A 24,666-nucleotide genomic window follows, 5' to 3' on the forward strand; every position below is an offset into this window, starting at 1 on the left:
CTCACTATAGATTGGCGTTCACGCAATCAATATTGGCGTTAACACACATGTTCAATGCAGCGGCGCACTATCAGATCGACTACCCAGACCTTTCCCTGATCCTCGCCCTGGTGCGCGGCGGCACGCTCGCGCGGGCGGCGGCGTTGCTGCGGGTGGATGTGTCTACGGTGTTTCGCGCGGTGCGGCGGCTGGAGACGGCACTGGGCCAGACGCTGTTCGAAAAGAGCCGCGCCGGCTACCTGCCCACCACCTTGGCCACCACCCTCGCCGAGCAGGCCGAACGTGCCGAACAGGCGCTGGAGGCAGCACGTGTGGGAGTGGAGCAGGGCGGTGAAGTGATCAGCGGTACGGTGCGCCTGACGTGCACGGACTCGGTATTGCAGTCACTGTTGCTGCCGGCCCTGGCGCAGTTCATGCCGGGCTACCCGGCGTTGACCCTGGAGCTGAGCACGTCCAATGACTTCGCCAACCTCAGTCGCCGCGATGCGGATATTGCCCTGCGCCTGACCAAGGCACCGCCCGAGCATCTGGTAGGACGTTGCCTGGGCACGGTGTCGTATCGGGTGTGCGCCAGTGCCGACTATGCCCGCCAGCATGGGGGGGAGGAACTGGCGGCCCTGAACTGGATCGCGCCGGATGACTTCCTGCCGGATCACCCCACCGTCACCTGGCGGCGCCAGCACTTGCCGGGGGTGATGCCGGCCTATCGCTGCAACAGCATGGTTTCGGTAACCGAACTGGTGCGCGCGGGACTCGGGGTGGCCGCGTTGCCGGATTACCTGCTGGGCGCGGACCTGCAACCGTTGAGCCCGCCGCTGGTGGGGCACGATACCGCCCTGTGGCTGCTGACGCGCCCCGATTGCCGGGCCTTGCGTTCGGTGGTGACGTTATTTGATCAGTTGGGCCAGCATGTGCGTTTGCCGGTGAGATAACTGTGGGAGCTGGCTTGCCTGCGATACAGGCGCTGTGGTGCATCAGGCATACCGCATTGATGCAATCGCAGGCAAGCCAGCTCCCACACGGGATGTGTGGCAGGGTCAGGTCTTGCGCACGAATTGGTCGTGCATTTCGCTGGTCAGCCCTTCGATGCGCTCGGTCAGTTGTTTGGTCATCTCGGTGAGCTTGGTGTTCTGCTCCAACAGTTCCAGGAGTTGCTTGGTGGTCTGCGCCGCCTGGGCCTGGCGTTCGGTGTTGGCCACGGCCAGGGCTTCGCGGTGCTGGGCGTCGGCGTCGGATTGGGCCTTGTCCCTTGCGGCCTGGCGGGTCTGGGCGAGCAAAATCAAGGGGGCGGCATAGGCCGATTGCAGGCTGAACGCCAGGTTCAAGAGGATGAACGGGTAGACGTCAAAGTGCGTGATGCCGGTCATGTTGAGCACGACCCACAGAATCACGATTGCCGTTTGCGCCCCCAGGAACGTCGGGGTACCAAAGAAGCGCGCGAAGGCTTCGGCTTTCAGCGCAAAGGTGTCGTTGCCAAAGGTCGGCGCGAGATGGGCGTGTTTACGATGAAAGCGCAGGTGGTCAACGTTGGCTTCAGGTTTATCCGGGGTCATGGCGGGCTCGAATCCGTGGCGTAAGACAAGCCACCACTATAGACCGAGCCCTCGGCCTGGCACATGAAGAAGCCTGTCGCTTACCTGTTGCCCCGTTCATTGGCAAACGCACTCACAGCCTGCACCGCCTCGCTGGCGCCTTCGCGAATCTGCAGGATCACCGTACCCGCCTGGTTGGCCAGGTCCACGCCCTGGGCGGCGCGGTCGCGGGTACCGTCCATGCTGTCGATGGCCTGGCGGGTTTCGGTCTGGATCATCTCGATCATCGACGAAATCTCGGCCGTTGAACCGCTGGTGCGCGCCGCCAATTGCCGCACTTCATCGGCCACCACCGCAAAGCCACGCCCTTGTTCGCCGGCGCGTGCGGCTTCGATGGCAGCGTTCAATGCCAGCAGGTTGGTCTGGTCGGCAATCCCGCGAATGGTGTTGACGATGGCGGTGATCTGCTGCGAACGCTCGCCCAACTTGGCGATCAGCGCGGAAGAACCGTCGATATTGGCGGCAATCTCACGCATGCCGGTGGCGGTCTGCTGGATCACCTCGGCGCCTTTTTCGGCGATGTCCCGGGTTTGCAGCGAGATGTGATAAGCCTGGGTGGCGCTTTGCGCGTCGGCCGCGTGTTTCTCCACCATGGCCGTGACGTCGGAGGCGTATTTCACCACCTTGCACAGGCGCCCGCTGGCGTCGTACACCGGGTTGTAGTTGGCTTCCAGCCACACCACCTGGCCGTTTTTGTCGATGCGTTCGAATTGGCCGTTGAACAGCTCACCCTGGTTCAGCCGTCGCCAGAAATCGCTGTAGGCGCTGCTGTTGGCCAGCTCCGGTGTGCAGAACATGCGGTGATGCTTGCCCTGCACCTGCGCCAGGTTGTAGCCCATGCGCTGCAGGAAATTCTGGTTGGCGCTGATGATGGTGCCGTCGAGGTTGAACTCGATCACCGCCATGGCGCGGTCGATGGCCTGCAACTTGGCGTTGGCTTCACTCTCGGCCTGCATTTTCGGGGTGACGTCCATGGCGTACTTCACCACTTTCACCACGCTGCCGGACTCGTCGCGCACCGGGTTATAGCTGGCCTCCAGCCAGATCGGCTGGCCGCCGCTGGTCACCCGTTCGAAGGTCCCGGACTGGAATTGGCCGTTGCGCAATTGCGTCCACAGTTGGCCGTACTCGGCGCTGCGGGCAAAGGCCGGGGTGCAGAACAGGCGGTGGGACTGGCCCACGACTTGGTCGGCGGTGTAGCCCATGACCTTGAGGAAATTCTCGTTGGCCCGCAGGACCGTGCCTTGCAGATCAAATTCAATCACCGCCATTGAGCGGTCGATGGCGTCGAGAAGGCTGGCTTGCTGGGCAAGGGTGGCTTGCAGGGTACTGATGGTTTTTTTATGGGCGTTGAATAGCATGGTCGTGTGCTCGGGGGAAGCAAGCGTCAGGGGTATCCATGGGGGCGCCTGCCACCGTAAGGCCTGGCCATACGGCAAACGTGCTCATTGCCAGCTTCCTTGTGCTGGCAGCGGGGTGGAACAGCGGGTTCTGAGTCGTATGGCCGGCAAGAAGTTCTATGCCAGTCGACCAATGGCGGCATTATGCTATCGGTCGGCGACGGGCGCGTTTAATTCAGACGAGATGCAGAGGGCGGGATTCAGGCGGAATGGGCGACCACGTAGTCGCTGATATTGACTCGGTTACGGCCGGTGTCCTTGGCCGCGTACAGCGCGCGGTCCGCTGCGTTGAGCCACATGGCCGCGTCGGTGAAGGTGCTCTGGAAAGACGCCAGGCCAATGCTCAGGCTGACCCGCAGCTCGGGGATTTCCGGGTTGCGGTAATTGCTGAACACCTCGCGCATGCGTTCCATGACTTGCGCGGCCTGTTCCATGGGCATGTCAGGAAGAATCACACAGAACTCGTCGCCGCCGTATCGCCCGGCCAGGTCGTTTGCCCGCAGGTTGCGTCGAAGTTCCAGGCTTAGTTGGCGCAGAACCTGGTCACCGATGATGTGCCCATAGCTGTCGTTGATCTGCTTGAAATGGTCAATGTCGATCAGCGCGATGGTGGCGTTCCCATGTTGTTGCTGGCACTTGTGAAACTTCAGGTGCAGCAGGTCTTTCCACGAACCGTGGTTGAGCAGGCCGGTGAGGCTGTCGGTGCGGCTCAGGGCGCTCAGGGCGCGTTTGTGTTCCGACAATTTGATCGCCAGGCGGTAGCAGACCATGCCCAGCGCCATGGGATACAGGGTCAGCATCGGCAGGCAGGCGTAGACCTGGACCAGGCTGACGTCGGGATTGAAGTGGATGCCAAACAGCAGCCAGGACACGCCGATACCTGCCAGTTGCGCCACGATGCCGTGGAGGAACAGGCGTTTGCCGCCGGCGGCGACGTTGTTCATGGTCATCATCGACAGGATGGTCACGGCCGTCAGTGGCGTGAACTGTGTAGTCGCCGCCCAGAACCCGCCGAGCAGTGAGTCGTAGAGCAGGTTTCGCCGTTCCGCCTTGTAGGGGAAATCAGAGCGGGTCGAAAGTTGATAGGCCAGGTGCGCCCAGCCAAAACCGTTGAACAGCAGCAACGCCCAGACCCAGCCTGGCATTTGCAGTGGGTAGAGCGCGGCGATGACGCTGATGCAGCCGATGCCCAGGCCGATGATCCTTGGCCTGTAGATACGTCTGGCAAATGACAGCCCTTTGCCTCGTTGGTTTTCCATAGATTCCTGGGTCGATTCTTTTTTTGCAGGTACGACGGCACACGTGATCGGGAAAACCACTGGTCGGATAATACGTGTGAATATTGTCAGTTATTCGCGTGGGAATAATCAGTGTCCTTCCAGGCCATTTGCAAAGGACACGCGGCGAATCAGATAAAAACGACCTTGGATGTCGTTCCTGCAACAGGTCAGTGCTGCGGCACGACCTCATAGCCTGCGAGGAACAGGTCGATGGCCGACTCGATGACGTTCGCTTGGGCGTCGGCGTCCAGGGTCGGCTGGCCGAGGGTGATCTGTGGCCAGAAGGCAAAGGCCTTGAGCAGACTTTGCACCTGGTGGGCGGCGAAGCATGGGTCGGTGCAGCTCAGCCGGCCGTCTTCCTGGGCGGCGCGCACCCATTGGGTGAAGCCTTCTTCACGCTTGCTCAGGCGGTTGACCATGTCCTGGGCACGTTCCGGCGAGTGGATGGTGGCGGCAATCGCGACCCGGGCCAGGTCGAGGAAGTTGGCGTCCGACATCATCGTCATCTTGGCCTGCAGCAACCCGCGCAGTTGCTCTCGCAGCGGGCGGTCGCTGGCGTAGCTGACGTCCAGTTGCGCAACACTGCTGGCCCACAGTTGATGCAGGATCTCGGCGAACAGCTCTTCCTTGCTCGGGAAGTGGTTGTACACCGTGCGCTTGGAAACCCCCGCCGTGGCCGCAATCTTGTCCATGCTGGTGACCTCGAACCCGTTGTCACGAAACTCGGCAATGGCGGCTGCCACGATGGCTTCGCGTTTACGGTCGGTGAGGCGCAGGGGTACAGTCATGGTGGGAGTTCGGCTCTGAAGGGAAACTTACACTCGGTAGTTTACTTGCTCCCGGTTTTGTTGCAATCTAGAAACTACACTGTGCAGTGTAATTTTTAGAGCAGTCTGCAGGAGTTCCTCGGTAATGGCCACGATCTCAACCCGTCTCGACAGTTCTTCTACAGCGCCCAAGTCTTCCGAACAGCATCAAGGTCACTTCACCAATCAGAAGCCCATCCAGCATGGCGGCTTGGGCAAGACCCTGGGCATCATGTGGAAGATGCTCTTCCAGAAGCCCCGCAGCACGCGCCCGGTGGGTGAGATCCCGGTGCAGCCGCTGACTCGCGAGCAACTGTTTGCCGCCCCGGACCATAGCGTTTTCCGCCTCGGCCATTCCACCGTGCTGCTGAAAATGCGCGGCAAGTTCTGGCTGACCGACCCGGTGTTCGCCGAGCGTGCTTCGCCGTTCAGTTGGGCGGGCCCCAAGCGTTTCCATCAGCCGCCGATCAGCCTTGAGGACCTGCCGCCGATCGAGGCGGTGATTCTTTCCCACAACCACTACGACCATCTGGACCACAAGGCGGTGGTGCAACTGGCGGACAAGACCCGCTATTTCCTCGCGCCGCTGGGTGTGGGCGATACCCTGGTCAAGTGGGGCGTGGATGCCAGCAAGGTGCGGCAGCTGGATTGGTGGCAGGGCACTGAAGTGGACGGGATTCGTTTTGTGTCCACGCCGGCCCAGCACTTTTCCGGGCGCGGCCTGTTCGATGGCAACCAGACGCTGTGGTGTTCGTGGGTGATGATCGACGGCTCACGGCGAATTTTCTTCAGCGGTGATACCGGCTATTTCGAGGGCTTCAAGCGTATCGGCGAGCAGTACGGCCCGTTTGACCTGACCCTGATGGAGACGGGTGCCTACAACGTCGACTGGCCCCACGTGCACATGCAACCGGAAGAAACCCTGCAGGCGCACATCGACTTGAAGGGCCGCTGGCTGCTGCCGATCCATAACGGCACGTTCGACCTGGCGTTTCATGCATGGCACGAACCCTTCGACCGCATCATGGCGCTGGCATGGGAGCGTAACGTGTCGATCACCACACCGGCGATGGGGCAGGCGTTCATGCTCAACCAGCCGGAGCGCGGGCAGGCCTGGTGGCTGGAAGTCGAGCATCAGGGCAGTGAAGCGCACGTCAGCGGATAATCACCGTCTGATCGCGCGCTCAGGGATTTTGAACGAGCCATAACCAGCCATTTCCGACAGACATCCACCTCGCTGAAGGGATGCAATCACGCCTCGAAACTTTATTCCGGGGCGTGGGAGTGTATGGACGATAAGAGTAGGAAGGTCACGGGGCCGGGCGTGCGCTGCCTGTTCAAGCCTTCAGGATCGGGGGACAGTTGTACTCCCCAGCCTTGCGCCCCCACTGCCAGCCAGGGTGTTGTGTTTGGCAGTCATGCGGCCGGTACGATCGTCAATTCAGCCACTCACCAGGGCGGCCTGGAGTTTGGCTCCACGGGCGGTTACGGCCCCAGGCTCGACCTCCCTGGCCCCATGATGCACAGCGTGCGCGATCCCGCGTTATCACTGATTGCCCTCAGCGGTGTCGACCCTGAGGGGCGGGTGATGGTGGAGATTCCACCCGTCGCTGATCCGGGTCATCTGATCAACACACCGCCCCTGGCTGGCAGCCGTATTGGTTTTGCCAGCGAGTACGTTACCGGTGATGTGCGCAAACCCGCCAAACACAGCTCGCACTTTGCCCGGGTACTGGACGTACTGCGTGCAGCCGGTGCGCAATTGGTGCCTGTGACGGCGCGGGTGACCGATGACACACGTCACTTCACCCTGGACCCCGGCAATGAGATTAACGACCGGGTCACGGAAAACCGCCTGGATGGGGTGGTGGCGGATGCGCAAGGTGTTGCTTTCCACAAAGCAGCGACTGCCGATAACCCACGCTTCAGCGTGCCCGCGGGCACCGACGTCGACGGGGTGTCGAGGGTCGTCTGGTTCTATGGTGCGCACTGGTCCAGAGATCGTCTGGCGGCGTTGGTGCGAGGTTGTCAGCAGGTTCTAGGGCGGCATTAAGGGCCTACGCTATGGGGAGAGTGATCGTACGCCGCGGTAAGAGTTGCCCCCGAGTCATCGAGTATTTCGCTTCTTAGACTGAGGCAGGGATATCGAACGGTATTCCCAACATTCAGGCAGGCGGGGAGTATTTATGATCGGACCAGGTTTGGGCGCGGGATGGGCAGCGGGGCTTTTCGATGCAGTGGTGAACCCGCCACAGGCCTACAGGAGTGCCGACGATTTGGCAGCGGCCATGACCCGGCCCAATGGGGCCAGTTCCGATTCGGTGGTGAGGGATTCGCTGAAGCTGATCGCCAACATGGACAAGGGCTTGCAGGGCGGCAATGCGTTCATTGAAATCAATCCTGACGCTCGTGTGAAAGCCCGTGCGCTGGATCTGGAGCGGGCCGAAGGCAAAGTGCGCGGGCCTTTGCATGGCGTTCCGATAGCGCTCAAGGATGTGTTCGAAACCGGCGACAAGATGCAGACCAGCGGTGGCTCCATGGCGCTGGTGGGCAGGCCCGCTTCAAGGAACGCCAAGGTGGTGGACAACCTGCTGAAGGCTGGCGTTGTGATTATTGGAAAAACCAACATGAGCGAATTGTCCAATTTTCGCTCTGAGGCGCCGGTTGATGGCTGGAGCTCCAGGGGCGGCTTGACCCTCAACCCGCATCGGCTGGATGGCCAGGCGGCGGGCTCGAGTACGGGCTCTGCGGTAGCCGTTGCTCAAGGGATTGTGCCCTTGGCATTGGGGGTCGAAACCAATGGTTCAATCATTACGCCGGCGGCTTACAACGGTGTTATTGGTTTCAAACCGACCGAAGGGTTAGTGAGCACTGAAGGGGTGATGACCAGTTCCCGCCAGGACACGGTGGGCACCTTCACCCGTAACGTGCGTGATGCGGCGCAAGCACTGGATGCGATGACGGATACCAACCGCTACACCCAAGGAATCAAGCCTGACGCCTTGGTGGGCAAGCGCATCGGCTATACGCCGTTGCCTGAGTTATCTGCAGAAGATGCCAACGACCCGGCGAAAAAAGCCGACAGGCAGCACTTCGAGGATGCCATTACGTTGCTGCGAGGCAAGGGCGCGACATTGGTACCCGTGGGTCAACTGGGTGAGGGCGTCCCGTACGAAACCCATGAACAATATAACGACGCGTTGTTATCGGACGTTAAACACCAGCTTGAAGCCTACCTGGCCGGACGGGCAGGCTTGCCGGTGAAGTCGCTGGCTGAGCTGATTGAATTCAACGAGCGCAACAGCGGTCCGGGTGTGCCGGATCAACAGATGCTCACCATGATCAACGGGATGGATATCAGTGATGAGGCGCGCAATGAGTTATGGGCTGCCATCGGCCCGATTTTCAAAAGCACCATCGATAAGCCGCTGGCCGAGCATAAGCTTGATGCAATGATGTCCAACTTTCACTCATACAGTTACTACTACTCGGCGGTGGCCGGTTATCCCGGTATCTCCATACCATCGGGCATGGACGACGAAGGGATGCCGACAGCCGTTCACTTCTATGGGAAAAATTTGAGCGAAGCCACGTTGCTGTCGGTCGCCTACGGGTATGAACAGGCCTCCCAGGCAATCAGGAAGCCTGCGTTTAAACCCGGCCTGCGCTAGTCCGGATTACTTCAACCCATAACGAGCGGCGGGTTCACGGTGCGACAGGTTCGGACCCAGGGCCAGCCGCGCGCGTTCGTAGGTGTCCCAATCTGCGCTGTCCGGCAGGGACGGAATCGTCACGGCTTCGCCCTGGGCAAGGCCTGCCAGGGCGGCGTCCACCAGGTTCTCGGTGGTCATCACCATGGCTTCCGGCAGGTTGTTCACAGGCAGGCCGGCGATGTCCCAGAACTCCGTGGCGGTAGCGCCTGGCAGCACCACCTGGACCACCACGCCCTTGTCACTCAGCTCATGCTGCAGCGATTCGCTGAACGCCTGTACGAACGCTTTGGTACCGCCATACACGCCGTTCAGCACTTTGGGAGCGAGAGCGACAATCGAGCCGATGTTGATGATCGTGCCACGCCCTTGGGCGACAAAGTTGGTTGCCGCGGCTTTGGCCAGGCGGGTCAGCGCCAGTACGTTCAGCAGAATCATCGCGTCCATTTTGTCGGCATCCGACTCCAGCAACGAAGCGGTGGCGCCCACACCGGCGTTATTCACCAGCAGGCTGATACGGCTGTCTTCGTGCGCGATCCGGGCGATTCGCGCCAAGTCGGCTGGCAGATTGAGATCGGCCGCTATCACCTGCACGTCACGCTGGGTATTGGCTTTCAAGCGTGTTGCCAACTGCTCCAGACGTTGCTGGTTGCGGGCCACCAGAATCAGATCGTAGCCGGCACGGGCCAGGCGGTCGGCATACACCGCACCAATTCCTGACGAGGCACCGGTAATCAGGGCATAACCTTTGTGTTGCGACATGGCAGTTGCTCCAAATGGGCCGGGGAGGGGATCGGCCTTGTTGGAACCAAGATTATGGGTGTAATGTGATGGCTGCAATGTCATATATCCCTCCTTTAGAGACATGAGGTTTGGCCATGGTGTCCGTCGGTATTCTGCTTTTTCCCGGTTTCCAGGTGCTCAGCCTGTCCACCAGCAGCGTGTTCGAATTTGCCAACTTCGTGGTGGGGCGACCGTTCTACCGCGTGGACTTGTTGTCGGAGCATGGCGGGCCGATAAAAAGCTCCATGGGCTTTGCCATTGATAGCCTGGCGTTCGGGCAGCAGGTCTACGACACGATCCTGGTGCTGGGGGACAACGAACTACTTGAGCCCACTCCTGGCATGGTGGAGTACCTGCAAGCATCATTGACGGCGTCGCGCCGGGTTACATCGGCCTGCACCGGTTCGTTCCACCTGGCAGCGGCCGGCCTGCTGGAAGGGCGCAAGGCAACCACCCACTGGTACCACGCCATGACGTTTCGCCAGCGCTACCCCAATGTGAAGCTGGAGGAAGACCGGATCTTCACCGTCGATGGCCCGCTCTGGACCTCTGCCGGGATGACCGCCTGCATCGACCTGGCCCTGGCCCTGGTCGAGCACGATTTGGGCGTGGAAGTGGCCCGCGACGTGGCGAAAAAACTGGTGGTTTACCATCGCCGTGCCGGTGGCCAGTCACAGTTCTCGGCGTTGCTGGAACTGGACCCAAAGTCTGACCGCGTACAAACCGCCCTGGCGTGGGCCAAAGGGCACTTGCACGAGGACCTCTCGGTAGAACAACTGGCGCAAGCGGCACACCTCAGCCCGCGTCAGTTCAGCCGACTGTTCCGCGCCGAAACCGGGCAATCGCCGGCCAAGGCGGTAGAACACCTGCGCATTGAAGCCGCCCGGTTGATGCTCGAATCCGGCAGCCACTCCATCGACGTTGTCGCCCGGGAGACGGGCTTCGGTGACCCTGAGCGCATGCGTCGAGCCTTCCTGCGAGCGTTTGGCCAACCGCCACAAATGATCCGTCGGGCGTTGCAGTTGCAGGCGTGAGTTGATGGCCTTGCGCGCTACGCACCATTGGGCTGAGGTGTTGTTGGGTCAATGGACGCCGCTGTTGAATCCAGAAACCTTGAGATGATCCCTTTGGCGGCCGGTTGTGCCGGAGTGCTGGCGCGGCCCCGCACATTCATCCCCCAACCCGGCGCAAAGCCCGGGAAAAACACCAACCCTTCAGCCTCCAGGCGAAACGCCACACTCAGGCGGACAGCATCGTCCACATCGCCATGGCTTTCAAAACGTTGAAGGGCGTCCACTTCCACATCCGCTTCCCGGGCCAGGTCTTCCCGGCTCCAGCCCAGCATCAGGCGGGCCTGGACGCTGTGCCGTGGGGTGAATTGATGAAGGACGATCTGCTGTTCTACGGTGCTGCTCATTGCCAGAGAGGACATGGACTTTCTCCAGGTTCGACGGGGGGAGGGCAAACTATACTGTGTTTTTGTACAGTTGTTTTGACCGCTCATCAACTGGATTTTCCGATAGCGCTGCCGCCGCTCTATTTCGCACCTTCCAGGTAGGTGCTCGGTGACTGGCCCAGCACCCGGCGGAACATGCTGGAAAATGCCGCCGGGTTTTCATAGCCCAGGTCCAGGGCGATCCGGGTGACGCTTGCACCGCTGGCCAACCGCGCCAAGGCCTGCACAACACAGGCCCGCTGGCGCCACTGCACGAAGCTCAGGCCGGTTTGTTGGCGGAAATGCCGGCTGAAGGTACGCAGGCTCAGGTGCGATTGTTGCGCCCATTGAACCGGTGACTGGTGCACGTCCGGCCGCTGCAGAAACGCCAGGCACAGAGCAAGCAGGCGAGGGTCCTCCGGCAGCGGGATATGCAGGGGCAAGTGCGTGGCGCGTGCCAGTTCATGCAACAGCAGGCTGACCAGCGCACCGTCGCGCCCGGCCTCGTCGTATTCCAGCGGCAGCTCCACCGCCTCCATCAGCAGCTGGCGCATCAGGGGGGAAACGTTGATGACGTGGCAGTCGGTGCCCAAGTCGGTGACGGCGTGCGGTTCGATATACAGGCTGCGCGTCGACACGCCGAGCATCAGCACTTCATGGGGCACTTGGGCGGGAATCCACACCGCGCGCTGGGGCGGCACAACCCAGTTGCCTTGCTGGGTGCTGACTTGCATCACCCCGGTGGCGCCATACAACAACTGGCCGCGCCGATGGCTGTGGCGCTTGAGCAGATAGCCGTGGGGATAGTCGGTGCCGATTGCCACGACCGTTCGCGGGGTCAGGTCGAGCTGAGCGATGGAAACGTTGCGCATGGAGCTGATCCCGGAAGTGGCAATATCTCGCACATTATTGGCCGACATGCGCAAGCGGGCCAAGCCTTGAATCTCTATCGTCGACAGCTCTCCCTGATACTGAAGGCGATTCCCGATGTTCTATCTATTACTGGCACTGTTCGGCTGCATGACCGGCGTGACCGCTGTGCTGTTCGGCTTCGGTGGCGGGTTCGTGGTGGTGCCGTTGCTCTACGGCATGCTCAAGCTCAGCCGCGACGCGGGCGTGAGTGAATCAGCGATGCATATCGCGGTCGCCACCTCCACCTGCGTGATGATCGTCAACGCGCTGCTTGCCACCGGAAAACACCAGCGCAAAGGTAATCTGATTCGCCATTACCTGTGGCCGTTGGGCGGGTACATCGGGGTCGGCGCCGTGCTGGGCGCAGGGGCTGCAATGTTCGCCAGCGGCGATTTCATGCGGTACGCCTTTATCGCCTACCTGGCCATCACCATTGTCGATTGCCTGTTGCGCAGGGGCTTTCTCAGCCAGGACGACAGGCTCCAGCCACGACGCCTGAGCGGAGTGGAAGTGACGGGCGGCGGCATCGCCATTGGCCTGATCGCGACTTTCCTGGGTGTGGGCGGCAGCGTGATGACCGTGCCGCTGTTACGCCGTTGTGGCTTGAGCATGTCCCAGTCCACGTCCATGGCTAATCCGCTGAGCGTGCCGGTGGCGCTGGCCGGTACATTCACCTACATGCTCATGGCGGGATTCGCCAAGGTGCAATTGGGCGCGTGGTTTGTCGGCTATGTCGATTTGCTGGCGTTTGCCATCCTCACCCTGGGTTCGCTGCTGGGCATTCGCCTGGCCACGCCGTGGATTGGTCGTATCCCGGATGCACTGCATGCGCGGGTGTATATCGGGTTGTTGGGCGTGGTGATGGTGAGCATGCTGGTCTGACGCAAGTGGATTTTGCGTTCTTTTAGCCGCAGGCTAGGGTTACTTCTCTATTCAAAAGAAAGTGACCGGGGGAATGTCATGTCCATTTCCGAAAGCGATTGGCAGAAGTTCAAAGTCCTCAGGGTATTGGCGCTTGAACGCTTTTACCTAGGCGTACTGGCTGATGCAAAGACCATCAGCGAGCGCGAAACGCTTTCTGCCGAGGCTCGGTACAGGACGCTGTATAGCCTCACCAGGGATCGCGATAACGATGTCGCCCGAATGTTTGATCTCTACAGTCGTTCGAAAGCCCGCGAGAGCCTTGCGCAAATGATCAGGCATGATTTGTTGAGTGATTCAGAGTTGTCGGTATTAAGCGAAGAGACATTGAGCGCTATCGGCTACGCGGTCAGGCAGCGTTACGAAATCGAGTGGGTTGCTGCACACGTACAAGGCGACTGAGTCTTGTCTTAGACTTCAGTCAGAATGTTCAGGAAATATCTTGATGCTTAGTTTTAATTGTACGCAGGCGGCTGGTAATTTTTTTAGCCGGGTTCACAAAGGCAAAAAAATTACCCCGGTTCAAAAACCGCCGACACAAGAGCGCCAGGGCGATGACCTGTACGCCGACCCTCATCAGTGGCTGGTCCATGCCGCGACGGTGCAACGTAAACATGTGCTGTTGGCGATACATCTGAAAACCCGCTATTGCATGCTGTTTTTTGATATGAAAAAAGCCGACGCCGATGGCTTCGTGCGCACCTTTATTAATCGGTGGATGAGTGGTGTTTTGGATCTCGCCTTGAAGTCTGATGTTTTGGATTTGGTTGATCCGTCTGTGCCTGAACAGCAATTCGTCAGTTTGGTCGAGTCGTACTCTCTACAGCAGCGGGGTGATCGGAGTGCGCAGACTCAAATCAACGAAATATTGCGGAGTTTTGAGATGGACGCAGAAGGCGTGGATCTTGTTGCAATGCCTTGGAGCGCTCTGCATTACGACGCTCGAATCAACCATACGCCTCGAAGCTTGAAAGATGTGAAGGGGCTTCATTTACCGGATGAGGAAATGCTGATTCACTGGTTGGTCACGGTAGGCGGCTTGGACCCTGCGGGCGCCGCACTTGCACGTGAAAAGTACCGTTTATTCAGCCGAAGGGCCTGACCTGGAATCGCATTACCGTTCTCCCAACCCCGGCGCCTCGCGAATAATCAGGTGATCCAGGTTCTCGATATTGGCACTGAATACCCCGAACGTCTGCTCGGGGTTTTTCTTGCTTGGCACCTGTTTCAGCTCCGGTGTCACCCCGTAGAAGAAGCAATACAGCGCTCGATCACTGTCCACCGCGGCCTTGATCTGCTCCAGGAACGCCTTGCGCTTGCGGTAGTTCTCGATCAGTTTTTTGCTCAGGTAAACGTTGATGGAATAGGGCTTTTTGTCGAGCCAGGCCTTCTTTTCGAAGTCGATGCGAAAGCTGCTGGTGTAGTCCTTGATCTCCTTGATCTTGCCACAGTAGATCAGGCCTTTGTTGTCCTGCAGGTATTCGATCTTCTTGAAAAACGTCCAGTAGGTCGCGGTGTGCTCGCCGATCTTCAAGGGCATGCTTTTGAGCTTGTCCTTGTCGCCGATATTGGACACGTAGCATTCCACCGGGTGGGCAAAGACGCTGGTCTTGTCCGGGGTGGTGTCGCTTGAGCTGTGAGACAAGGCGTTGCGGGTTGCCGGCGTTTTCGGTGGCTCTTGTGCGGTGCCACCCTCAGCACCGATGACCGGCGTTTTGCGTTCGTACTGGCGCCGCGTCAGGACAAATTCCGACGGGAAGTTTTCCTCCGGCCCATCCTCAGATTCGCCTTTTCCGGCAGGGCGACTGGCGTAACGGCAACCCTCGATATGCCGGGTGCTGGGGATGTTCTTGAAGTGCGGCGTACGCAGGTAATTGACGTTTTTTGCATTGAACGTGCCCAACACATTGCCCGCCGCAAACGCCGCCCGGCATTCGTCGTTGGGGCACAGGAAACTGTCCTTGTCGGAATCGAAGGCGGCGGTTTCGTCGAAATTCAGGTCGCGCACGTCATAGATCGACAGCTTGTCGTCGAGACTCAGGCTGTAGGCCGTGTCGAATTTCATGGGGCTCGGGTCCGTGAGAGATTTCGCTATTAATAGCGAGATATAGAGCAAATATCAGTAGAAATTACGCACGGACCACCACACGCCGGCCACTCAGGAAACACAAGGTGCCACCCACTGCCGTCAACCCGCTCAGTACATAGAACATCGAGGCGGGGGATGCATTGATCAGCAGGTAGCCGCAGATTACCGGGCTCAAGGCGCCGCCAAATGCCGCCAGGTTTTGTGCGCCGTAATAACTGCCGCGCAGGGCGTCCGGGGCGATGGTGTCGATAAACAGGAACTCGGACGGGTAGATGATCATCTCCCCGAGGGTGAACACAAACATCGCGATACACCACGACACCAGGCCGTCCGCCATGCTGAAGCCGATCAACCCGGCAATAAACAGCGAGGTGCCAAGCACGATCCAGTAGCGCAGTTGTTCACGCTTGAGGAAGCGGCCGATCTGGTACTGCATCAGGATCACGGTGATGGCGTTGCACGCCAGCACCGCAGAGAGAATTTTCAGCGCGTTCTCCGGCTTGTAGGCCACCAGCAGAAACTGCGACAGATAGAGGGTGTAGCGCCCGTGGACAATGGTGCTCAACAGGCTGCCGCTGGTGAACAGGATCAAGGTGCGATCGCTGCGCAGGGTCCTCAGGGTGCTGAGAAAACTTAAGGGTTTGTTGCTGTCGTCTCGCTGGGTCGGTGGGATGCCGATCATCAGGAACAGGCTGCCAAAGGCAATCGCGCTGGCGATCAGGAACGGTGCCAGGGGCATCTGCCCGGCAATCACCACGCCGAGCATCGGGCCGGTGGCGTAGCCGACATTGGTCAGCGTGTAGCGCAGGGAAAACACCTTGGCCCGCTGGCCCACCGGCAGGTTCTCGCTGATGATCGCCTTGGAGCCGATCAGGAACAGCGCCGAAGCGGCTTCGGTGATCACCAGGGTCAGGGTGGTCAGGTACAGGTTGCTGGCAAAGGTCAGCAACAGAAAACCGATGGAGCTGGAAAGCATCGCCAGGATCAGCAGCTTGCGCTTTTCCAGGCGGTCGATGATGTAGCCACCGTAGAGGCCCAGCAGGGTGGCGATGAACACGGCGATGCCCATCAGCAAGCCGATGTCTTGCTGGTTGAGGCCCAGGCGGGTGCTCAGCAACAGGGCGAGCAATGGGCTGGTCATGGCGCGGCTGACGACGATGGTCACCGAGCAGATCATCAGGCGGCGGATTACCAGGGAGTACGTGGCCACGGTGGGGCGGATGTCCTTATTCTTTTTTCAAGACGATGAAGATCCAGTGTGGGAGCGGGCTTGCTCGCGAATGCGGTGTGTCAGTGCCAACTGTACTGGCTGATCCACCGCATTCGCGAGCAAGCCCGCTCCCACATTTAGATCGAGTTACTGGCCGGCATTGATGCTGATTTTTTCCACCGCACCCTGCTCCAGATCCCACTTCTTCAGAATCTTGCCATACGTCCCATCATCAATCATGCCCTGCAACGCCTCACTGATGGCCGTGACCAACTCGGTATTGCTCTTCTCAATTCCAAGCCCGGTGAACTGCTTGGAAATCGCCAAGCCCACTGGCTTGTACTTACCCTTGTCCAGCGACATTAGGTAAGGAATGGTTTCACTGCCCTGCATCGCCGCATCCAGACGGTTCTGCTGCAACTGAGCCCGCGCATCCGCCGAGCCCTCGGTACCAATCACCACGATGGCTGACTTACCGGCCTTTTCGCAGTTTTCCTTGCTCCACGCGGCAATTTCCGACGGCCAGGTGGTACGTCGGCTGGTGCCGACTTTTTTACCGCACAGGTCAGTCAATTCCTTGAGGTCTTCACGCTTGGCCAGGGTGTACAGCTGCGGGCCGCTGGTGAAGTAGTCGATAAAGGTCACCGCCTTCTGACGCTCGGCAGTGTCGGTCATGCCCGACAGCACAATGTCCACGCGCTTGGTGGTCAGGCCGCTGAGCATTTGTTCGAAGCCGGTTTCCTGCCACTTGATCTTCACCCCCAAACGCTCGGCCAGGGCGTTGCCCAGGTCAAAGTCCAGGCCGGTGAGCTTGTTGGTGGCGGTGTCCTTGAAATCCATCGGCGGGTAGTTCGGCACGATGGCCGCGCTGATCTCACCCTTGTCCTTGATCGCTGCCGGCAATGCCGCCAAAACCGAAGTGGAGGCCATCAGGCCTACGAGCAAACTTGGAAGAAACAGATTTTTCATGGGGGCGTTCTCGTTAGTTTTTTAGTTAAGTGCGAACGGCAGAAATAAAGCTTTGGGTACGCGGGTTTTGTGGGCTTATTAGAATTTCTTCCGGGCTGCCGGCTTCCACAATCTGGCCGGCATCCATAAACATCATGCGGTTGGACACTTCGCGGGCGAAGCCCAACTCATGGGTGACCACAATCATGGTCATGCCGGTGGTGGCCAAATCGCGCATCACCGACAGCACTTCTCCTACCAGCTCCGGGTCGAGGGCTGACGTGGGTTCGTCAAACAACATCAGCTTGGGGCGCATCGCCAGCGCACGGGCAATTGCCACACGTTGTTGCTGGCCGCCGGACAACTCCACCGGGTAGGCATTGCGCTTGTCCGCCAGGCCGACGCGGGCCAACAACTCCAACGCATCCTCGGTGGCTTCCTTGGGCGAGCGCTTGAGCACCTGGCACGGGCCCTCGATGATGTTCTGCAACACGGTCATGTGCGGGAACAGATTGAAGCGCTGAAACACCATGCCGGTGGCCAGGCGCTGACGGGCGATCTGTGATTCATTCAACTCATGCAGCTTGTTGCCGACGACCCGGTAACCCACCAGTTCGCCATCGACCCACAGGCCGCCCTTGTCGATTTTTTCCAGCTGATTGACGCAGCGCAGCAGGGTACTTTTGCCGGAACCGGACGGGCCGATGATGCACAGCACTTCGCCTTGTTCGACTTCCAGGTTGATGTCCTGCAACGCGTGATACTGGTCGTAATACTTGTTCAGGTTCACGGCCTTGACGATGCTTCTCATGGGCAAATCTCCTCAGTCAGGGCTTACGAGCGCTTGCCGGCGCCGCGGGCAAAACGACGCTCGAGGCGGCTCTGACCGAATGAAAGAACAGTCACCACCGCCAGGTACCAGATGCCGGCAACAATCAGCAGCTCCATGACCCGGGCGTTGGCGTAGTAGATGTTTTGCGCGTTGTGCAGCAGCTCCGAGTACTGGATCACACTCGCCAGGCTGGTCATTTTCACCATGCTGATGAACTCGTTGCCTACAGGCGGAATGATCACCCGCATCGCCTGGGGCAGAATCACCCTACGCAGCGCCTGAAGGCTCGGCATGCCGATGGACTTGGCGGCTTCGTACTGACCGGTGTCCACCGACAACAGGCCGGCGCGCACCACTTCAGCGGTGTAGGCACCCTGGTTGATGCTCAGGCCGAGGAGGGCGGCCACGAACGGCGTCATCAGGTCCACGGTGTCGATGCTGAACAGCCCGGGAATCGCGATCACCGGGAAAATCAGCGCCAGGTTGAACCACAACAGCAGTTGCAGAATCAGCGGCGTACCCCGGAACAGCCAGGTGTAGGTGATGGCCACGTAGCGCAGGATCGGGTTGGCCGACATGCGCATGATCGCCGTGATCACCCCGATCACCACGCCCAGCGCCATGGCCAGGATCGACATGATGATGGTGTTCACCAGGCCCCAGATGATCGCCTCGGACGTGAGGAACTGACCGATGTAGGACCATTCGATCTGGCCGTTGGCGAATGCACGCAGCAAGGCAGCCAGTGCGATCACGATCAACGTGGCAAAAAACATCCGCCCGTAATAGCGACGCGGCACATGCTCGTACTGGGTGATATCGAACTGGTTCTCGGTCTGCTGGCGCTCGGCTTGCAAGCGCTCTGCCGGGGTTTGTTTCATGGTGACTCTCCAAAACAACTGAATACACTGATCGTTCCCACGCTCTGCGTGGGAATGCAGCAAGGGATGCTCTGCGTCCCCAAAGCGTGACGCGGATCGTCACAAGAGGCATTCCCACGCAGAGCGTGGGAACGATCTTTAAATTCGAAAGCCGGTGTAGTTTTCTGCCCACTTCTGTTGCGCAGCCAGGGCCACCTTCAACCGCCCAATCTGCTCCCGCACCCGATCCGGCGCCGTACCGCCCCAACCACTGCGCGCCGCAATCGCCGCTTCCAGGGTCAGGCACTCACGCACTTGCGGCGTCAGCCGCGTATCCACCTCTGCCAACAACGCCGGCGAGGCTTCCCACAATTCAATTTCATGCTTCTCACAGGCCTGCACCAAGGCACCGGTAATCTCATGGGCCTCCTTGAATGGCACACCACGAGTGGCCAGCCAATCCGCCACCTCAGTTGCCAATGTGAAACCCATCGGCGCCTGACGCCGCAGCTCTTCCACCTGCACCTTCATCGTCGCGACCATCCCGGCCATCGCCGGCAGCACCAGCAGCAACGTATCCACGCTGTCCAACACACTGTGCTTGTCTTCACTCAAATCGCGGTTGTACGACAGCGGCAAGGATTTGAGCGTCGACATCAACCCGGTCAGGTTGCCAATCAAGCGCCCCGCTTTACCCCGTGCCAATTCGGCAATGTCCGGGTTCTTCTTCTGCGGCATGATCGAGCTACCGGTGGCGTAGGCATCGTCCAACTGCACCCAGCGAAACTGCCGCGACGACCACAGGCAAAACTCCTCCGACAGCCGCGAAATATTCACCCCGAGCATGCCCGCCACAAACAGAAACTCCGCCACGTGGTCACGACTGGCTACAGCATCGATAGAGTTTTCGCACGGCCCGGTGTAACCCATCTCCTTGGCCGAATGCTCCGGCTGGCGAGCAATTGCCGAGCCCGCCATCGCCGCAGCACCCAACGGCGACAACGCCGTACGCGCATCCCAATCCACCAGGCGCTGCACGTCCCGCAGCATTGACTGCGCATGAGCCAGCAAGTGATGGGCGAACACAATCGGCTGCGCCTGCTGCAAATGGGTGAAGCCCGGGCAGATGCTCTCGATATGCTGCTCGGCCTGGTCCACCAGCGCCTGCTGCAAGCCCAACACCTCGGTGGTGATGGTGCGCGCGTGGTCTCGCAGGAACAGGCGCAAATCGTTGGCCGTCTGGTCATTGCGCGAACGTCCGGCGCGCAACTTGCCGCCCAGGGCGCCCAAACGCTCGGTCAACACCCGCTCGATGAAGGTGTGCACATCCTCGTCATCCAGCGTCGGGTGCAGGCGGCCAGCGGCAAAGTCCTCACCGATGCGGTCCAGCGCTTCCAGGGTGCGCAAGGTTTCCGACTCATCCAGCAACCCGGCGCGTTGCAACTCACGGGCATGGGCCCGGGAGCCGGCGAGGTCGTAGGGCGTCAGGCGAAAATAGCGCTCGGGGCAACGGGACAGCGCCGCCAAAGCAGCGGACGGGCCGGACTTGAAACGAGCACCCCAGAGGCGATCGATGGGCTGAGACATGGTGTTCCTCACGCTTGTTTTTAGAAGTGACAAGCCCGATGGACGTGGCTTGGCCTTATGGATTCGGAGGGCAGTAGCAAAACGAAAAGTCCTGATCGTAGTGTCAGGTTTTTATGGGCGTTAAATCAGCCGGTAAAAGCTGTTCAACCCGCTATATTCAAGGTTGCCAAGGGCGGTTAAGTATGTTCATTATTGCCGCCCGGCGATGTTCATGGAGTAGGTCAAAGCCTGTTGAATATGGCACTTGAGGTCAACACGTATTATGGAAACCCCACTTTCCAATTCTGGAAACATACCGCCAAAACCCGGCACAAGACCGCCCCTGCAACTCAGCGGCCTGGACTTCAAATTGCTGCGGGTGTTCAAGGCTGTGGTCGAAGCGGGCGGCTTCAGCGCGGCGCAGAACGAGCTGAATGTGGGCCTGGCGGCGATCAGCAAGCAGATTTCCGACCTCGAAATTCGCATCGGCATGCGCCTGTGTACGCGAGGGCGGGAAGGGTTTGGCCTGACCGAAGAAGGCAAATTAGTCTATCAAGCGTCCATTGAATTATTTGCCTCGGTAGACAGTTTCAGAGACAAGCTTAGTTCAGCACAGAACGAACTGATCGGCGACCTTAGTGTGGGCGTTATTGATAACACCGTCTCCGACGTTAATTCACCGCTGATTAATGCGCTTGGAAGATTACATACAGAGTCGCCAAAAATAAGATTACGCCTGCATGCCTCGCAACTGGACGAAGTTGAACGGGGCGTGGTGGAAGGGCGGCTGATTGTCGGCATCGTCCCGGTGTACCAGCGGCGGGAAGAATTCGATTATTTCCCGCTGTACGAAGAAAAGTCCCACGCGTACTGCGCCGTCGGACATCCGCTGTTTGAAGCGAGTGACATCAACGCAGATGTGTTGCGCCAGCATGAAGTGGTCAACCATCGTTACGCGATCCACAGCGACAAGGCCAACTTCGTCAGCTACGACAGCCAGTCCGCCTCGGCCTCACAGGTAGAAGCCGTCGCCATCCTCATCCTCACCGGCCGCTTCCTGGGCTTCCTCCCCGAACATTACGCCGCGCCGCTGGTGAGAGAAGGGCGCCTGCGCGTGTTATGCCCGGAGCAGATCCACCTGAGCACACCGTTCAACCTCATCCTGCGCCACAACGCCCCACGAAGCCCGCTGGTCAAAGCCTTCGCAACGGCATTGGGCGTGGATCTGAAAGCGCCAATCTAATCCGCTCATCCAACCCTGAGGACATACAGAGACCCCCTGTGGGAGCTGTCGAGCCCCAGCGAGGCTGCGATGGGATCAACTCGGTCTACCCGCAGACCCTATCCACCCGCATCACCGCCGCAACTTGCCCAACTTCTTCTTCGCATGAAAATGCGCTTCCTGCGCCGCCACCAACAGCTACCTGTTCGGCTACGCTTGTCGGGTAGCTGCTATAGAGCTATGCAATAGAGCATCTGCAAACTATCATTCTTACCTGTCTTCCCATGCCTTGAGAGGTGTTCCTTATGTCTACTGGAACGATCTTCACCAATAACCGTACACAAAATATCCGCATCCCTGCTGACATGCGTTTTCCCGCTGGGGTGAAAACTGTAGAGGTGCGTGCCGTGGGGCGCGAACTGATTATTTCGCCGGTTGAAAACACTTGGGACAGCTTTTTCCTTGCAAGCGAATCGGTATCTGATGATTTTATGGAGGAGCGCGCCGACCAAATCCAGCAAGAGCGAGAGTCCTTTGATGATTAAGTACATGCTTGATACGAACATCGTGATCTACATCATCAAGCGTCGGCCTATGGAAATACTGGAAAAATTCAATGCGAATGTAGGTCGTATGGTGATCTCTTCGATCACCCTTGCGGAATTGATGCACGGGGCCGAAAAAAGCCAGTTTGTTGAGAGAAATACTCGGGCGGTGGAGGACTTCATCTCCCGGCTTGACGTCATTCACTACGATGACAAGGCCGCTTTTCACTACGGCTCGATCCGCTCCGATCTCGAAAAGAAGGGCACTCCAATCGGCGTAAATGACCTGCACATCGCGGGCCACGCCAGAAGCTCAGGATTGGTCTTGGTGACTAACAACGAAGGTGAGTTCAAGCGAGTGAATGGCTTGATCGTGGAAAACTGGATCGCCGCCTAAGGCAGTCAATCCAGCGCACACAGATAGGTCGTCCAGGCGATTCAGCGTTGCTTGATTCGTTTCTTCTTCGCATGAAAATGCCGAAAATGCGCATCCTGCGCCGCCGCCAACAACTCCCGATCCCCGCGCGTATCACCCCAGGCCCTGAGCCGATACTCCCCCAGATCCCCATAAACCGCCTCAAGCCGAAGCACCTTATTCTCACACCGGCAATTATTCCCGGTGAGCTTGCCCGTCAATACTCCGTCAACCACCTCAAGCTCAGTGCCTATCAACCGGATCCCAAGCCGATCCGCAAACGGCTGCAACACCAACGCCGGCGACGCCGAACACAGCGTCACCACCGCCCCGGACTTCACCTCATCGGCCACCGATTGCAGCCCGGTTGGGCGCATCAGCTTGTTCCAATACGCCTGGCAATACGCTTCCGCTTTCTGCTGAACCCACGCCTTGTCCACGCCGGTCATAAAGGTGCGGATCAACTGCGCCTTGAGCTCATCACGGCTGATGACGCGCAACAGAAACTGCGCGCCAGGCACCGCCAGCTTCACCATCCTGCGCACGAACTCGCCTTTACCAAAGGCGAACTTCAGGAACGGCACGAAGCTGTCGTGGTGGGTCAGGGTGCCGTCGAAGTCAAAGACGGAGAGTACTTTGGCATCCAAGGGGCCGGATTCGAGCATGTCTGGGTTCACGGGCGGGTCTCGGTCCTATCTCGTAATTTTGGTAATACATCAGTTGTGACCACAGAAGTTTACTCTTCTTTCAATCTTTCGATTTTCGAGTAAAGCCCTTTGGTGAAGTCACCGCGGTCACTTGATCGGTGACAACGCTGATGGCAATTCGGGCACAAGGCTACAGCATTGGTGATGCGATCCGAACCCTTCTGGGCGAGGTGCTTGACGTGATGTACTTCAAGAAATGGCAAGCCATCCACTTCGAAGGGAGCGTTTGAACCGCAGCCTTCGCAAATGCCATTGGCCTCATTCAATACCCAAGCGCGTACTTTGGGATCGCGAACAAAAGCCGTACCGACAATGGACACTTTCTGTGGCTTCGCAATTCCGTCCGGCACCTTCTCGATGGGCTGCTGCAGTAGCTTGGATGCTCGGCGGACGAGGGTTTGTTCATCTGCAGTTTGCGCTGTTTCATCTGATTCAAATATACGAAGGGCAGTGAGGGCTTTGCGAATCTGTTGTTCTACTCCCGAGCCCACGTTATTTGCAGGTTTGTACCCCTTGATCCGATACAGGCCCATTTGGACCAGAACCGCAGAGATATTCTGCATGCGAAACTCGATGGAGCCTTCTGTACGACCTGCGATTGGTCCCTGACGTAGCAATCGGTTTTCATGGGCTTTATTAAAGGGTTGGCCGCTCTTCTCCAACGCCAACATCTTCAAGTAGGTCTCGACTGCCGCGGCTAATTCCTCGTCGCTCCAGTCGATGCTGTCTTTTGTAATATCCATACAGTCGCCGAGGGTAGAAAGTCCTCGGACGATACTGAGTGGCCACTAGCACGTCTACGAAATTTCCTACGAGACTGTAGGATTTGGCACTCTGCAAATACAAAAAAGCCCTGAACAAGTCAGGGCTATTCAGTTGGCTAAGGAATCAATCCCAGCTAAGCGCACCACCAGTCTGATACTCGATCACACGAGTCTCAAAGAAATTCTTCTCTTTCTTCAAGTCCATGATCTCGCTCATCCACGGGAACGGGTTGGTGGTGCCTGGGTATTCTTCTTTCAAACCAATCTGCGACAGACGACGATTCGCGATGAACTTGAGGTAGTCCTCCATCATCGCCGCATTCATGCCCAACACCCCACGCGGCATGGTGTCACGCGCGTATTCGATCTCCAGCTGAGTCCCTTGCAGGATCATCTGGGTCGCTTCTTCCTTCATCTCGGCATCCCACAAATGCGGGTTTTCGATTTTGATCTGGTTGATCACATCGATACCGAAGTTCAGGTGCATCGACTCATCCCGCAGGATGTACTGGAACTGCTCGGCCACGCCGGTCATCTTGTTCCGACGGCCCATGGACAAAATCTGGGTAAAGCCGCAGTAGAAGAAGATGCCTTCCAGGACGCAGTAGTACGCCACCAGGTTGCGCAGCAGCTCTTTGTCGGTCTCGACGGTGCCGGTTTCGAACTTCG

At 58.9% G+C, this 24,666-nt stretch carries 27 protein-coding genes; 11 read left to right on the forward strand and 16 right to left on the reverse strand.

The genetic code is table 11. From position 1 onward, the window contains the following. The first annotated feature begins 47 nt into the window (after window positions 1-47). Window positions 48-932 (forward strand): LysR family transcriptional regulator, encoded by an 885-nt coding sequence (locus tag HX824_RS12030; RefSeq protein WP_177027669.1) that lies wholly within the window; start codon window positions 48-50, stop codon window positions 930-932. A gap of 105 nt (window positions 933-1,037) precedes the next feature. On the opposite strand, the gene HX824_RS12035 is transcribed toward HX824_RS12030, so the two are convergent. The 4 genes from HX824_RS12035 to HX824_RS12050 all read right to left on the reverse strand — a co-directional run bounded on the left by HX824_RS12035 (window position 1,038) and on the right by HX824_RS12050 (window position 5,060). After that, window positions 1,038-1,553 (reverse strand): DUF1003 domain-containing protein, encoded by a 516-nt coding sequence (locus HX824_RS12035; protein ID WP_003211469.1) that lies wholly within the window; start codon window positions 1,551-1,553, stop codon window positions 1,038-1,040. Between the two features lie 80 nt (window positions 1,554-1,633). Then, window positions 1,634-2,953: a PAS domain-containing methyl-accepting chemotaxis protein gene (locus HX824_RS12040; RefSeq protein WP_003211470.1), complete on the reverse strand. Its 1,320-nt coding sequence runs from the start codon at window positions 2,951-2,953 to the stop codon at window positions 1,634-1,636. A gap of 239 nt (window positions 2,954-3,192) precedes the next feature. Beyond that, on the reverse strand, window positions 3,193-4,251 hold the full coding sequence (locus HX824_RS12045) for a diguanylate cyclase (protein WP_003211472.1): 1,059 nt from the start codon (window positions 4,249-4,251) through the stop codon (window positions 3,193-3,195). Between the two features lie 188 nt (window positions 4,252-4,439). Beyond that, window positions 4,440-5,060, reverse strand: a complete 621-nt coding sequence (locus tag HX824_RS12050) for a TetR/AcrR family transcriptional regulator (RefSeq protein WP_003211473.1) — start codon at window positions 5,058-5,060, stop codon at window positions 4,440-4,442. A 124-nt stretch (window positions 5,061-5,184) separates the two neighbouring features. Between HX824_RS12050 and HX824_RS12055 the strand changes: the two genes are divergently transcribed. The 3 genes from HX824_RS12055 to HX824_RS12065 all read left to right on the forward strand — a co-directional run bounded on the left by HX824_RS12055 (window position 5,185) and on the right by HX824_RS12065 (window position 8,749). Continuing rightward, window positions 5,185-6,243: an MBL fold metallo-hydrolase gene (locus HX824_RS12055; protein WP_003211475.1), complete on the forward strand. Its 1,059-nt coding sequence runs from the start codon at window positions 5,185-5,187 to the stop codon at window positions 6,241-6,243. A 123-nt stretch (window positions 6,244-6,366) separates the two neighbouring features. Beyond that, window positions 6,367-7,131, forward strand: a complete 765-nt coding sequence (locus HX824_RS12060; protein WP_177054587.1) for an amidase family protein — start codon at window positions 6,367-6,369, stop codon at window positions 7,129-7,131. A gap of 235 nt (window positions 7,132-7,366) precedes the next feature. Next, window positions 7,367-8,749 carry an amidase family protein gene (locus HX824_RS12065; protein WP_256346998.1) on the forward strand — a complete coding sequence of 461 codons (1,383 nt, stop codon included), beginning with the start codon at window positions 7,367-7,369 and terminating at the stop codon, window positions 8,747-8,749. A 6-nt stretch (window positions 8,750-8,755) separates the two neighbouring features. On the opposite strand, the gene HX824_RS12070 is transcribed toward HX824_RS12065, so the two are convergent. After that, window positions 8,756-9,550, reverse strand: a complete 795-nt coding sequence (locus HX824_RS12070; RefSeq protein WP_087693110.1) for an SDR family oxidoreductase — start codon at window positions 9,548-9,550, stop codon at window positions 8,756-8,758. A gap of 116 nt (window positions 9,551-9,666) precedes the next feature. Between HX824_RS12070 and HX824_RS12075 the strand changes: the two genes are divergently transcribed. Continuing rightward, window positions 9,667-10,605 carry a GlxA family transcriptional regulator gene (locus HX824_RS12075; protein WP_008432938.1) on the forward strand — a complete coding sequence of 313 codons (939 nt, stop codon included), beginning with the start codon at window positions 9,667-9,669 and terminating at the stop codon, window positions 10,603-10,605. Window positions 10,606-10,622: 17 nt separating this feature from the next. Here HX824_RS12075 and HX824_RS12080 read toward each other — a convergent pair whose 3' ends face one another. Together HX824_RS12080 and HX824_RS12085 are read right to left on the reverse strand one after the other, a co-directional pair. Beyond that, complete coding sequence (locus tag HX824_RS12080; RefSeq protein ID WP_008432936.1) at window positions 10,623-11,003, reverse strand: helix-turn-helix transcriptional regulator; 381 nt, start codon at window positions 11,001-11,003, stop codon at window positions 10,623-10,625. A 104-nt stretch (window positions 11,004-11,107) separates the two neighbouring features. Further along, entirely contained in the window at window positions 11,108-11,878 is a 771-nt protein-coding gene (locus HX824_RS12085) for a helix-turn-helix transcriptional regulator (protein ID WP_023659240.1), read from the reverse strand. Between the two features lie 115 nt (window positions 11,879-11,993). On the opposite strand from HX824_RS12085, the gene HX824_RS12090 reads away from it, so the two are divergent. The 3 genes from HX824_RS12090 (at window position 11,994) to HX824_RS12100 (ending at window position 13,941) form a co-directional block, all read left to right on the forward strand. Then, window positions 11,994-12,800 (forward strand): sulfite exporter TauE/SafE family protein, encoded by an 807-nt coding sequence (locus HX824_RS12090; protein WP_177054588.1) that lies wholly within the window; start codon window positions 11,994-11,996, stop codon window positions 12,798-12,800. A gap of 78 nt (window positions 12,801-12,878) precedes the next feature. Beyond that, on the forward strand, window positions 12,879-13,241 hold the full coding sequence (locus HX824_RS12095; protein ID WP_177054589.1) for a hypothetical protein: 363 nt from the start codon (window positions 12,879-12,881) through the stop codon (window positions 13,239-13,241). A 43-nt stretch (window positions 13,242-13,284) separates the two neighbouring features. Next, the gene (locus HX824_RS12100) at window positions 13,285-13,941 is read left to right on the forward strand and encodes a hypothetical protein (protein WP_023659241.1); all 657 of its coding nucleotides are present in this window, start codon (window positions 13,285-13,287) and stop codon (window positions 13,939-13,941) included. A gap of 12 nt (window positions 13,942-13,953) precedes the next feature. Here the strand turns inward: HX824_RS12100 and HX824_RS12105 are convergent, their stop codons facing one another. The 6 genes from HX824_RS12105 to argH all read right to left on the reverse strand — a co-directional run bounded on the left by HX824_RS12105 (window position 13,954) and on the right by argH (window position 20,365). Continuing rightward, the gene (locus HX824_RS12105) at window positions 13,954-14,904 is read right to left on the reverse strand and encodes a hypothetical protein (RefSeq protein WP_177054590.1); all 951 of its coding nucleotides are present in this window, start codon (window positions 14,902-14,904) and stop codon (window positions 13,954-13,956) included. A 64-nt stretch (window positions 14,905-14,968) separates the two neighbouring features. Further along, on the reverse strand, window positions 14,969-16,138 hold the full coding sequence (locus tag HX824_RS12110) for an MFS transporter (protein WP_177054591.1): 1,170 nt from the start codon (window positions 16,136-16,138) through the stop codon (window positions 14,969-14,971). A 147-nt stretch (window positions 16,139-16,285) separates the two neighbouring features. Continuing rightward, the gene (locus HX824_RS12115; RefSeq protein WP_177039785.1) at window positions 16,286-17,107 is read right to left on the reverse strand and encodes an ABC transporter substrate-binding protein; all 822 of its coding nucleotides are present in this window, start codon (window positions 17,105-17,107) and stop codon (window positions 16,286-16,288) included. Between the two features lie 25 nt (window positions 17,108-17,132). Then, window positions 17,133-17,897 (reverse strand): amino acid ABC transporter ATP-binding protein, encoded by a 765-nt coding sequence (locus tag HX824_RS12120; protein WP_177054592.1) that lies wholly within the window; start codon window positions 17,895-17,897, stop codon window positions 17,133-17,135. Window positions 17,898-17,920: 23 nt separating this feature from the next. Continuing rightward, window positions 17,921-18,799: an amino acid ABC transporter permease gene (locus HX824_RS12125; RefSeq protein ID WP_003211504.1), complete on the reverse strand. Its 879-nt coding sequence runs from the start codon at window positions 18,797-18,799 to the stop codon at window positions 17,921-17,923. Between the two features lie 138 nt (window positions 18,800-18,937). Next, window positions 18,938-20,365, reverse strand: a complete 1,428-nt coding sequence (gene argH, locus HX824_RS12130; RefSeq protein ID WP_134327176.1) for an argininosuccinate lyase — start codon at window positions 20,363-20,365, stop codon at window positions 18,938-18,940. Between the two features lie 262 nt (window positions 20,366-20,627). Here argH and HX824_RS12135 point away from each other — a divergent pair, with 262 nt between their 5' ends. From HX824_RS12135 to HX824_RS12145, 3 genes are all read left to right on the forward strand, one after another. Continuing rightward, a complete protein-coding gene (locus HX824_RS12135; protein WP_102369727.1) occupies window positions 20,628-21,587 on the forward strand; it encodes a LysR family transcriptional regulator in 960 nt (319 codons plus the stop codon). A 284-nt stretch (window positions 21,588-21,871) separates the two neighbouring features. After that, window positions 21,872-22,111: a type II toxin-antitoxin system VapB family antitoxin gene (gene vapB, locus HX824_RS12140; RefSeq protein ID WP_003211510.1), complete on the forward strand. Its 240-nt coding sequence runs from the start codon at window positions 21,872-21,874 to the stop codon at window positions 22,109-22,111. After that, on the forward strand, window positions 22,104-22,508 hold the full coding sequence (locus HX824_RS12145) for a type II toxin-antitoxin system VapC family toxin (protein WP_008432929.1): 405 nt from the start codon (window positions 22,104-22,106) through the stop codon (window positions 22,506-22,508). Before vapB ends, HX824_RS12145 begins: the two co-directional genes overlap by 8 nt. 41 nt (window positions 22,509-22,549) lie before the next feature. On the opposite strand, the gene HX824_RS12150 is transcribed toward HX824_RS12145, so the two are convergent. The 3 genes from HX824_RS12150 to HX824_RS12160 all read right to left on the reverse strand — a co-directional run. After that, window positions 22,550-23,191, reverse strand: a complete 642-nt coding sequence (locus tag HX824_RS12150) for an HAD-IB family hydrolase (protein WP_003211514.1) — start codon at window positions 23,189-23,191, stop codon at window positions 22,550-22,552. Window positions 23,192-23,262: 71 nt separating this feature from the next. Beyond that, entirely contained in the window at window positions 23,263-23,976 is a 714-nt protein-coding gene (locus HX824_RS12155; protein ID WP_177054593.1) for an HNH endonuclease, read from the reverse strand. A gap of 145 nt (window positions 23,977-24,121) precedes the next feature. Then, window positions 24,122-24,666, reverse strand: a 545-nt coding sequence (locus HX824_RS12160; RefSeq protein ID WP_177054594.1) for a ribonucleotide-diphosphate reductase subunit beta, incomplete at its 5' end; no start/stop codon positions are given.

This window comes from Pseudomonas sp. D4002 (assembly GCF_013385665.1).
GTDB lineage: Bacteria > Pseudomonadota > Gammaproteobacteria > Pseudomonadales > Pseudomonadaceae > Aquipseudomonas.